At 47.3% G+C, this 12,201-nt stretch carries 8 protein-coding genes; 4 read left to right on the forward strand and 4 right to left on the reverse strand.

Annotated elements, in window-relative coordinates; genetic code table 11:
- Positions 1–95: 95 nt before the first annotated feature.
- Positions 96–1,286, reverse strand: coding sequence for a class I SAM-dependent methyltransferase (locus tag KO533_RS17280; protein ID WP_219255312.1), 1,191 nt, complete (start codon positions 1,284–1,286; stop codon positions 96–98).
- A 301-nt stretch (positions 1,287–1,587) separates the two neighbouring features.
- On the reverse strand, positions 1,588–2,793 hold the full coding sequence (locus tag KO533_RS17285; RefSeq protein ID WP_219255314.1) for an endonuclease/exonuclease/phosphatase family protein: 1,206 nt from the start codon (positions 2,791–2,793) through the stop codon (positions 1,588–1,590).
- Between the two features lie 763 nt (positions 2,794–3,556).
- Between KO533_RS17285 and KO533_RS17290 the strand changes: the two genes are divergently transcribed.
- The 4 genes from KO533_RS17290 (at position 3,557) to KO533_RS17305 (ending at position 7,994) form a co-directional block, all read left to right on the forward strand.
- On the forward strand, positions 3,557–4,264 hold the full coding sequence (locus tag KO533_RS17290) for a hypothetical protein (protein ID WP_219255316.1): 708 nt from the start codon (positions 3,557–3,559) through the stop codon (positions 4,262–4,264).
- Between the two features lie 19 nt (positions 4,265–4,283).
- Positions 4,284–5,657: a magnesium transporter gene (gene mgtE, locus KO533_RS17295; RefSeq protein WP_173243187.1), complete on the forward strand. Its 1,374-nt coding sequence runs from the start codon at positions 4,284–4,286 to the stop codon at positions 5,655–5,657.
- A 258-nt stretch (positions 5,658–5,915) separates the two neighbouring features.
- Entirely contained in the window at positions 5,916–7,004 is a 1,089-nt protein-coding gene (locus KO533_RS17300; protein WP_219255318.1) for a methyl-accepting chemotaxis protein, read from the forward strand.
- A 216-nt stretch (positions 7,005–7,220) separates the two neighbouring features.
- Complete coding sequence (locus KO533_RS17305; RefSeq protein ID WP_173243181.1) at positions 7,221–7,994, forward strand: ABC transporter substrate-binding protein; 774 nt, start codon at positions 7,221–7,223, stop codon at positions 7,992–7,994.
- A gap of 73 nt (positions 7,995–8,067) precedes the next feature.
- Here KO533_RS17305 and KO533_RS17310 read toward each other — a convergent pair whose 3' ends face one another.
- Complete coding sequence (locus KO533_RS17310) at positions 8,068–8,799, reverse strand: RluA family pseudouridine synthase (protein WP_219255320.1); 732 nt, start codon at positions 8,797–8,799, stop codon at positions 8,068–8,070.
- Between the two features lie 172 nt (positions 8,800–8,971).
- Positions 8,972–12,196 carry a carbamoyl-phosphate synthase large subunit gene (gene carB, locus KO533_RS17315; RefSeq protein WP_105251663.1) on the reverse strand — a complete coding sequence of 1,075 codons (3,225 nt, stop codon included), beginning with the start codon at positions 12,194–12,196 and terminating at the stop codon, positions 8,972–8,974.
- Positions 12,197–12,201: the final 5 nt, after the last annotated feature.

Below are 12,201 nucleotides of genomic sequence, written 5' to 3' on the forward strand. Positions count from 1 at the left end.
TGGCATTTTTTATGGTTCTTTTTATAGCTCTTTTTTATAGTTCAATGTTATCTGACTCAGCTGCCCATCGCAGACAGCTTATATCAAACGCTGGCTTACCAAGCTCTGGCAACTAGACCTTTTAAGTAGAATCCTTCTGGGAAGGCGCTACCGATAGGGTGATCGCTCGCTTGGCTTAAGCGTTCAATAAACTGGATTTCACGTTTCGCATCGAGCGCGGCATCGGCCACGATTTTTTGGAACAGATCCGCAGGCATTAATCCTGAGCAAGAGAAGGTCAATAACACGCCGCCCGGATTCAATAACTGCAATGCAATCATATTGATGTCTTTATAACCACGGCAAGCCCCGTTTAACTGTGCCTTGTTATCGGCAAACTTAGGCGGGTCGAGCACAATCACATCAAAGGTTTTGCCTTCATCACGGTACTGGCGCAACAACTTGAACACATCGGCTTCGTTGTAATGCACATTGTCATCACTCAAACCGTTCACTTGCATATTGAGGCGCGCTGTCGCCAAGGCGAGAGAAGACACATCGACGTTTTCAATACTGGCAGCACCTGCTTTCGCAGCGTACAGACCAAAAGTCCCCGTGTAGCAAAAACAGTTCAATACCGATTTATCTTTGACAAAACGGGCGGCAATGGCGCGGTTATCACGTTGATCGAGATAGAAACCTGTTTTATGGCCTTTAATCACATCGACAGCGATCTTGATGCCGTTCTCTTCGATAATCACCGGCATTTCAGGCAGAGTGCCGTGCAGTAAACCGGTAACTGGCAGCAGGCCTTCTTTCTTACGGGAATCCACATCGGAACGCTCATAAATAGCGCAATCAGGATATTGCTCAGCCAATAGCTCGACTAAGGTATCGCGCCATAAATCAGCACCTGTGCTCAGTAACTGACACACCAACACATTGGCATATCTGTCGATGGTGATCCCAGGTAAACCATCGGACTCAGCAGCCACTAAACGGTAACCCGTTAAGCCTTGCTCGCGGATTAAATCGTTACGGCCGATTTGCGCCCGCTGTAAACGTCTGGCAAAAAACGCGCGATCAATTTCTTCATCGCGATCAAAAGTCCAAATCCGCACTTGAATTTGCGACTCAGGCGACCAAGCACCACGACCTAACCAATGACCATCATGCGCGACCACATCGACTGTCTCACCCGCTTCAGGTTTTCCCTTAATGTTATGAATAGCATTGGAAAATACCCAAGGATGGCGACGCTCGAGTGACTTCTCGCGGCCGGGTTTAAGTTTGATTCTGATAGCCATAGTTGCCTTTAAAAATAGGGCCGCCACTAAAAAAGGGCTGCTGTCTAAAAATGGGAAACGGATGATATACCCAATGCCACCTAAGTGCGAGTACCGAACACGCCGCAGGGCTTATTTTCCATCATCCACGGGTGGCCGATCATACCTTATTTTAACGGTTAATTCTGAATGATATTCATGCGAAATGATGTTGGAATGATTAATGAAACAACGATAACAAAACCGTAGCGAGAAGATGCCTGCGCGATAAAGACAACTGACATGATTGAAATAAAACGAATTAATCAGTAAACACGAGAACTTAGCTACGTAGCGCTAACTCAACAATGACGGGCGCATGGTCAGTACTGTAGGCGTCGCGTTCATATTCAGGTCTGACTAAGTGTCTATCGCAGGTCTGATAATCCACCACTTGCGCTAAACTGCGGCCATGGCTCGCATCAAACTCACTCGAAAGCAAAATATAATCCAGCACAGAACCTTTGGGGCCATAGTAATGGGTCGCCGCTCTGTGTTCCCTATGGTAAGCGGTATTGCCAGTCAAACTGTCCCTCAAGTTCGCTTCAATAAATAACTCATAGGCATCCTTAAGTTGATACTGAGCAAACACCGCCGCTAATGCAGCATCCGATAAATGCCCAAGGCCCGCGGCTTTAATGTCATTACTGTGGATACTCTCGCCCTGTATCGTTAGCGCATCTAAGGCGCCCATTGTCAGACTGTCATTAAAGTCCCCCATCACGATAACGGGATGTTTAGATTCTTGCCTGCGTACCAATATGCCATTGAATAATAATGCTGCTTCTGCGCCGCGCTGCATGGTGGATGCCCAGCGACCTAAGGCTTGCTCTGTGAGTAATTGGGTTTCCGAATGCAGTTTCATGCTCGCTGCGGGCGCTAAATTATCTAAACCAAGTGGCTGATGTCCGAGAGGTTGATGTTCAAGTGGCTGATGTTCAAATAGCTTAGGTTCAAGTGCTAATCCGGCACGTTTTGACTTAAAGTGCACCACATAATAGTCACACTTGCCGATGTGTGGCACTTCAACGGTTGCGCGCAGCACCTTACGGCTAAAGGCAAATTCACTCGATAATCCCATGGCTGCCACTAAACGCGCATCAGGTTCGACACTGCTGATTTCCACTATGGGATACCGGGAGGCAAGCGCGACCACAGGGCTACGATAAATGTAATCACTGATAAGAGTTGGCTCATCAACGACCGCAAAATACCCTAGACCTTGCTCACTGGCGATTCGTTTGAGCGGTTCAGGGCTAAACACTTCTTGAAATCCCACAATATCGGGCTGGCGATGTGCGAGAAACTCACTCAACCACAGACACTTTTTCTGCCATTGCCCATGGCTATAGATATTTTCAAAATCATAGTAAGCCAAAGGCGGCTCAATAAAGTTAAACAGATTGATACTGGCGATCTTGATATTCGCGTTGCATTTATGATCGATAGGTGCAGCCATTGATTCCAACTCATCGATATTGTGTGCCACAGCTTAATCCCCAAAAATCTGAATACAGCAATCTATCTTAATCTGACTTAATCTGAATGAGCACAATGACTCACCGCAGGCACGACAAGGGTATACCCGAAGTGCACTAATGCCAAATCCCCATTATGGATAAAGTGTTAACTCATCTCTGGCGACTCAAATACAGCTTACTGAGATAAGTCATACCGTTAAAAACCACAATTCAATATCAGAGTTAAATCCGACAACAAAAATCAACCGCTGCCCGCAAAAAAAACAAACAATCACACAACAATGATTAGTACACAAAACCATCAGCACTCCCAACAAAATCACGCAAGCCCAAGAATGATCATAAAATTAACTTTTACTTAAAGTGTAAATTCAAACAAAAACATATGTAATAACATGTGCGGTTGACTTTACATTTCAGTCCCTTAGAATGTGGCGACTTTAATCATTGCGGAGACCCACTGTGGGCACACACATAAGCGACAGTAGATGCCCTGTCCAAAAGACAGGATTTAACGCCTAGCACTAGCCCGCAATATTTGCTGCTACCTGCTAAGCAGGGTAGTAGTGTGAACCATTCTTCACTCAGCCTCCCCCAAAATATCAATCACAGACAATAAGCCTGAGCCTATGGCTACGCTTTAGCAATTCCAGCATTTTGCTGGGGTTCGGTTATGTGTATTTATTGCATCTCAAAGCAAGTTTTTGCCTCAGTGGACTTCGTTTTCCCTATGGATTTACACCTATGGGTTTACATCTGAGGAGCCTAAATATGGCTTACATAAACAACACATCAATTTTGCGATCTTTATCCTGTGCAAGTATCAGCTTGTACTACAGCATGAGTGCGGCGGCATCCCATCTCGAAGTAGATGATCCCGCCCTCGCGGAGCGCTGTGAATTAGAAATGGGCTGGCAACAACCTAGGTCGGATCATGCTCGCCCACAATTAAACGCGGCCACGACTTGCAGCCGCAATCAATGGGAATGGCATTTAGGATTAGCGTCCAATGCCAATGACGATATTCGTGAGGAGCAAGCAGAGGTCGGCATTAAGCTACCGCTCAACGTAAACTCCCACTCAGATCCAGAGCAGCAACAGGATGATTGGCACAGCGCACTGGTGATTAACTTGCAGAAAAACCTCGATGCCAGTAACGAATTAGCCACCGAAGTCTTCGGCATTTTTGGCAAAACCTTAGGCGATTCTGATGTCAGTCTCTATGCCAATTTAGGTTTTACCCATGAATTTAATCAATCAACCCAATTACTTGTGGGTATCGCGGCAGCGTATGAACTCAGTAGCCACCATCGCGTGATAGCCGAGCTTTATCAAAAAGAATTGAGCGAGACTGCCTATCAGTTCGCTTATCAACACACACCGCAACAACAGCTACAGTTGGAATTGAGCTTAGGCAATGCCCTTCGTGGCAACGCGCTGCAACTTGGCGCAGACATCACCTTTTACTTTGGTCACTAGATCGTTGAGAGAATGAACTATGAACATGAATAACAGCACAAACAACACTAAAAAAATCATCCATAACCTGCAAATGATTATCGAGCAACGCAGTGCCAGCGCCATGGCTGAATTAGCCGAAAAACGCCACCCTGCCGATATTGCAGCCGTATTTAACGTCTTTAATCAAGCTCAACAAGTCCTATTATTGCAACTGGCCTCACCTAAGGTTTGCGCCAATTTGTTTCGCTATCTGACCGATGAATTGCAAGCCAGCTTAGTACAGCAATTAGATAAAACTACGCTATCTGCGCTGCTGGTTCACATGGCAGCAGATGAACGTGCCGACCTCTATAATCTGCTCGATGAAACCCAGCAAGCGGCGATTTTACCTGCGCTAGCATTGGCCAAACGGGAAGATATGCGCACCCTCGCCGCCTATGATAAAGCTAAAGTCGGCGCGGTCATGACATCGGATTACACATTACTGAATAGCCGCCATACTGCGGCAGAAGCCATCGATACTCTGCGTACTGAAGCGGCTGATAAAGAAACGATTTATCAAACCTATGTGGTGGATATGTTAGGCCGCTTAATAGGAACTGTATCATTAAGGCAGTTATTGCTGGCGCAGCCGCACGAGCGAGTGGTCGACTTTATGAAACCCGACCCCGTCGCGCTCGATGCCAATGCCTTTCGCGAAGAAGCGGTGCAGATGATCGCCCATTACGACTTAATGGCGCTGCCAGTAGTCAATGGCAAAGGCCAGCTCGTCGGTATCGTCACCTATGATGATGCTATGGATATCGCCAGCTCACAGGCGGATCTTGAGTTCACAAAAACTGCGGCCATCGGCAATATTGACCATAACCTTAAAACTGCCAGCATAGGCTTACTTTACCGCAAGCGCGTGGTTTGGCTGGTAATCTTGGTTTTTGGTAATATTTTCTCGGGAGCGGGGATCGCCTTCTTCGAAGACACCATTGCCAGTTATGTCTCTTTAGTCTTCTTCCTACCTCTGCTGATCGATAGCGGCGGCAATGCGGGCTCACAATCGTCGACCTTAATGGTACGCGGCCTAGCCACAGGGGAAGTGGTTCTCAAGGATTGGTTATCTATGCTAGGGCGCGAGTTATTTGTCGCCGGATTATTAGGAGCCAGCATGGCAGCTGCAGTGTCCTTGCTAGGATTTTGGCGCGGCGGACCTGAAATCGCGCTGGTTGTGGCACTCACAATGCAAATTGTGGTGATTATTGGCAGCTTGATTGGTATGTCTCTGCCTTTCTTACTGAGCAAGTTAAAGATGGACCCTGCAGCCGCTAGTGCGCCACTCATCACCTCCATCGCCGACATCATAGGCGTGCTCGTGTATTTCAGCATAGCCACTGTGGTGCTCGACTTACCTATGCCATAAACCTAAGACCTCAAAGTGAACCAAGCTAAGTTAACCTTAGCGTGGTTCACTTATCATTCGATAGTGCTAACCCATTTATGACAACGCATAAAAGCTTCAATAACCTTAAAAAAATTAAGAATAAAGCTTAAAGATCAGTTAATATTTCCATACCTGAATCGTTTTACTTTTTATTAACATTGCAGTATTTACCGCTGAGCCCAGTCACAGTAAGTCGATAAGCAATAGTGATAGTCCTAGCGACTTGAGAGGTTTTATATGTGGTTTAATTCCCAGCTCAAAGCTGAAAACCAGGCGCTTAAAGAGCGACTCATCCAACTAGAACGCCAACACCAAAATGAAATAGATGAACTGCGTGGCATGATCCGTGAAAATGAGAGCATGCAGCAACAGTCGCGCCAAAATGCAGACCACTACACTGAAGTGATCGCCTGCCAAAACCAAGGCGGAGATATGCTTAATGCCGTGCGCGAAGGCTTAGCCAGCAGTGCCGAATTACTCTCTGCGGAAAAAGAATCACTGTCTGAACTCAATCACGTTTTTGATCAAACCCGTGTGGCCATTGCCAATTTAGGCACTAGAGCGACTTATATTAATGATCAAGCATCGAACAGCATGAAAGCTGTCACAGAACTCGATGCTACAACCTCTTCAATCAATCAATTTGTTGCGGCAATTCAAGGAATTTCAGAACAAACAAACTTGCTGGCATTGAACGCCGCCATTGAAGCCGCCCGTGCAGGCGAAGCGGGACGGGGGTTTGCCGTGGTGGCCGATGAAGTGCGCCAGCTTGCAAGCAAAGCCCATGAAGCCAGTAGCCATATTGAAAAGCTCGTGAAACAAATCGTCGCACAAGCAGCTGAGATTAAAGAAATTGTTCATAACAATCAAAGCAGTGCCGTTGATGTAGCCACCTCCTCAACCCAAATTGGTCAAGTCGTTGAAGATGTCCTGCAACGCTCAAAACAAATGCAGCACGTTATCCATAACGCAGCCACAGCGTCATTCTTGAATACCACTAAGCTCGACCACGCAGTCTGGAAAAGTAGCGTTTATCAATTAATTGAAAAACCACAGCATAACCACAATGTGAACTCACACACTGAGTGCCGCCTAGGGCAATGGTATTTCAAAGGATTTGGTGCCGAGAATTATCAGCATTTAAGTAACTTCAAAGCATTAGATGCACCACATAAAGCGGTACACGAGGCAGGAAAAGCGGCGCTCAATGCGAGACAAAAAGGTAATTTGCCTGAGATGGTCAAACAACTGCACTCAATGGAAGACGCCAGTATGCGTGTTGTGCATTGCATTGATAACCTTATGCGTGATGTATATCGAGCGTGATATATAGGCACAGAAAGATAAGCTATCGCCCATAAATAAGCCTACCTAAGAGCGCCATACAAGCGCTCTTTTTTTATCGTTCAAAACGGTATAGTAAATTTAATCTTAGAAAATGAACCCCTAGCTATACTTGATTTAAACACAGCCTTCATCTTTAATCGTTTCAAGAGCAAGCAGTGAGACTCAATTATAACATTCTAATTTTTAGGGTTATTAATGAAATTAGTCACAAGTTTATTGTTATCACTCACCCTTAGCAGCGCAGTTTCTCTTCGCGCGCAGCCGCTCAACATCTATACCGAAGAATGGTCACCAATCAGCTTTTCTGTCAATGGCAAACCCGATGGTTTAGCTGTACAGGTAGTACAAGAAATTCAAAAGCGCATAAACAACCCAGATCCAATCAAGGTCGTACCTTGGGCTCGCGGCTGGAAAATGCTGACCGAGCAACCTAATACTGTGTTGTTTACTATGACGCGCACAGCAGAAAGGGAGCAAATGTTTACTATGATTGGGCCTGTTGCTGTCGGCACGACTAATTTTTATGCCTTAAAAAATAGCGGTATAAAAATAACCACTATAAATGATGCAAAGACGGCTAAGGCAATTGGTGTCTATCGTGCCTCGGTGGAAGAACGCCTATTGCTCGAACTGGGATTTACGAATGTTGCGGCTTCATCCGAGCCCTTATTGAGTGCCAAACAATTGATGAAGCAACGTGTCGATCTTTGGTGTAATGCCAATCTCACCGCGCCGAGTATTCTGTCGGATGCGGGCGCGAGCATTGATGATGTAGAGTCGCTCTTCACGATTAGTGCTAATCATCTTTACATTGCCTTCTCACAAGGCACGCCCAATGATGTGATCGAACAGTGGAAAAACAGCCTAGAAGCGATAAAAGCAGATGGCACCTTCGCAACGATTTACCGTACTTGGCTCCCCAACGATGCGCCGCCCATGCAAACCGAACGTATCGGGTTTAGCAACTAAACCCATTACTCTAAATTCTACGTGCTAAGTGCTGAATGCTGAGAGCTAAACTCTATTGCTCTTTTAAAAGCGCTTAAAAAGGACACTCACAAACCCAGTCGATACGCTCACCCGTGATAGGATGATTAAACGCTAAGCGGGTCGCATGCAGCATTAATCTGCTGCTCGTCGTATTAGTGATATCAGCTTCATCTGCATCAGCCTTATCAGTCACGCACTCACCCACGCCGCCGTAGAGATCGCACCCCAGTATTGAGTGACCCAATTGCTGACTGTGGATCCGCAACTGATGAGTGCGACCAGAAACCGGAGTAAATTCGACCCGCGTGGCGAAAGGTTCGGTTAATCGTTCCAGCACCTGATATTCACTGATCGCAACTTTGCCTGTGCTATGGCAAATCTTTTGTAGCGGGAAATGGTCACTATCTTTAGCAATCGGCAGATTAATCACACCGCTGTCAGCGGCTAAATGCCCGTGGAGCAAGGCGGTATAACGCTTTTCAACCGTGCGCGCCTGAAACTGCTTTGTCAGCAAACCATTCACACTTTTATTCAGCGCCACCAGCATGATACCGGAAGTGCCAAAATCGAGCCTGTGCAGCAAAGTGGCCGTCGGGAAATCCTGCACTAAACGATAATGCACTGAGTCGAGATTCAGCGGATTCTTTCCCGACAGACTCAATAATCCGCTCGGCTTATCAATCAGTAGAATATCGCTATCTTGATAGAGCACGCGTATTTTCCCGAGGCAAGGCGGCGCAATAAAAGTATCGACTTTGGCAAGGCTATCGGCTGGCACAGGCATAGTTTTCTCAGGCAACATAAGTAGGTGAAAAGTAGATCAATGGGTGATCACAACAAGCTAAACCATTCAGTAAAACAGACTCATAAACTTAGCAAAACAGATATAGCCTAAATAATAAGGCCGCATAACCTAAGTTATGCGGCCCTCTAATTAACGGCATTAACCCTGTGGCTTATTTAGCCAATACGCGCAGATGCAGTTCTTGTACTGAAGTCACGTTAGTACGATCATCGGCGGCATGGGCCATACAAGTGGCGAATGCAGCATTCATGGTCGTCGTGTAGTTAACTTTGTAACGCAGTGCACCGCGGCGCAATTGACGAGAATCTTCAATCGCTTGGCGACCTTCGGTAGTGTTCACTATATAAGTGTATTCACCATTCTTGATGCGATCGAGAATGTGTGGACGCCCTTCGTGCACCTTGTTCACTAAACGTGGGTTGATACCCGCTTCGCCTAGGATAACCGCAGTACCATGAGTCGCATCGATTTGGTAACCGAGCTCAATTAACTTAGCCGCTAAATCGGCAACGCGTTTCTTATCGCTGTTACGCACAGACAATAATGCACGGCCCGACTTAGGCACCTCAGAAGTCGCACCTAACTGTGCCTTAGCATAGGCTTCGGCGAACGTATCGCCCACGCCCATGACTTCACCGGTAGAGCGCATTTCTGGGCCTAACAGTGGGTCAACACCTGGGAACTTATTAAAGGGCAACACCACTTCTTTCACTGAGTAGAAAGGTGGGATCACTTCTTTAGTGAAGTTTTGCGACGTTAAGCTTTGACCCGCCATCACACGCGCGGCGATCTTAGCTAAAGGCACACCGGTCGCTTTGGACACGAATGGCACAGTACGGGCAGCACGTGGGTTAACTTCAATCATATAGATTTCGTTATCTTTCACGGCGAACTGTACGTTCATCAGACCGACAACACCGAGTTCCATCGCCAACTTGCCGACTTGAACGCGCATGCGATCTTGGATTTCTTGGCTTAGCGTGTAGGGAGGTAAAGAACAACCTGAGTCACCTGAGTGAACCCCCGCTTGTTCGATATGCTCCATAATCGCGCCAATCACCACGATTTCACCGTCACATACTGCGTCGATATCCACTTCAATCGCATCATCTAAGAAGCGATCGAGCAGTACTGGCGATGCATTCGATACGCTCACAGCTTCGTTGAAGTAACGCAGCAAATCTTGCTTGTCGTAAACGATTTCCATCGCGCGGCCGCCCAGTACATAGGATGGACGCACAACTAACGGATAACCGATACGCTCAGCGGCAATCACAGCACCTTCAACCGTAGTCACGGTATCGTTTTCAGGCTGCTTCATCTCTAAGCGTTGAATCGCTTGCTGGAAACGCTCACGGTCTTCGGCGCGATCGATGGCATCTGGGCTAGTACCAATTACAGGTACGCCAGCAGCTTCTAAGGCACGGGCCAATTTCAATGGTGTTTGACCGCCGTACTGCACGATAACGCCCTTTGGCTTCTCGATACGGACGATTTCTAATACGTCTTCCAGTGTGACGGGTTCGAAGTACAGACGGTCTGAAGTGTCGTAGTCGGTTGAAACGGTTTCAGGGTTACAGTTCACCATGATGGTTTCATAACCGTCTTCACGTAGCGCTAACGCCGCATGCACACAGCAATAATCGAACTCAATACCTTGACCGATACGGTTTGGCCCGCCACCTAACACCATGATTTTGTCACGGGTCGATGGGTTAGCTTCACATTCTTCTTCATACGTTGAGTACATGTAAGCCGTGTCTGTCGCAAACTCTGCCGCACAGGTATCCACACGCTTATAGACTGGGTGCAGGTCGAACTTATCACGCAGCTTACGCACTTCGGCTTCGTTCACGCCTAATACATCGGCCAGACGCGCATCGGCAAAGCCTTTACGTTTCAGCTTACGCAGTAAGTCGATATCCAAACCCGCCAGACCCGCTTCAGCGACAACACCTTCGAGCTGAACCAGCTCTTCGATTTGCACGAGGAACCAAGGGTCGATATTGGTCAGTTTAAAGATTTCATCTAAGCTCAGCCCCGCACGCATCGCATCGGCTATGTACCAAATACGGTCGCAACCAGGCTCTTTCAGCTCGTGGCGAATACGCGACATCGCCTCAGGTTTAGACATGTCTGTGACAGGATCGAGACCGTTACGGCTAACTTCTAAACCACGTAAGGCTTTTTGCAGTGACTCTTGGAAAGTACGGCCAATCGCCATCACTTCACCCACAGATTTCATCTGTGTGGTTAAGCGATCATTGGCGCCGGCAAACTTTTCAAAGTTAAAGCGTGGCACTTTAGTCACAACGTAATCGATAGCAGGCTCGAATGATGCTGGCGTGCGACCGCCAGTGATGTCGTTCATCAGCTCATCAAGGGTGAAACCAACCGCTAACTTAGCGGCGATTTTTGCAATCGGGAAACCTGTTGCCTTTGATGCCAATGCTGAAGAGCGCGATACCCGAGGGTTCATCTCGATGATAACCATACGGCCATCTTTCGGGTTAATACCAAACTGTACGTTCGAACCGCCTGTCTCAACACCAATCTCACGCAGTACGGCCATAGAGGCGTTACGCATGATTTGGTATTCTTTGTCAGTCAAGGTTTGCGCGGGCGCAACTGTGATAGAGTCGCCCGTGTGCACGCCCATAGGATCGAAGTTTTCGATGGCGCAGACGATAATGCAGTTATCGTTGCGATCGCGGACCACTTCCATCTCGTATTCTTTCCAACCAATCAGTGATTCGTCGATCAGCAGTTCACTCGTTGGCGATAACTCTAAGCCCTGTGAACAGATCTCTTCGAACTCTTCCCTGTTGTAAGCGATACCGCCGCCTGAGCCACCCATAGTAAAAGATGGGCGGATAATGCAAGGGAAACCCACTTGATCGAGCACGCCATAAGCTTCGTCCATATTGTGGGCAATGCCCGCGCGTGGACAGTCAAGACCAATACTTTTCATCGCTTTATCAAAGCGGCTACGGTCTTCAGCTTTATCGATAGCATCGGCAGTCGCGCCAATCATCTCGACGTTAAATTCTTTCAGTACGCCTTTGGCTTCAAGTTCTAATGCGCAGTTCAGTGCGGTTTGGCCGCCCATGGTTGGCAGAATCGCATCTGGGCGTTCTTTAGCAATAATGTTACGGACCACTTCCCAGTGAATCGGCTCGATATAAGTGGCATCGGCCATTTCTGGATCAGTCATAATGGTGGCAGGGTTAGAGTTCACCAGAATGACACGGTAGCCTTCTTCACGCAGCGCTTTACACGCTTGTGCGCCAGAATAGTCAAATTCACATGCCTGACCAATCACGATTGGGCCGGCGCCTAGGATAAGAATACTCTTTATATCTGTACGTTTTGGCATTGCTT

The sequence above is a fragment of the Shewanella sp. NKUCC05_KAH genome (assembly GCF_019345585.1).
Taxonomy (GTDB): Bacteria; Pseudomonadota; Gammaproteobacteria; order Enterobacterales; family Shewanellaceae; genus Shewanella; species Shewanella oncorhynchi.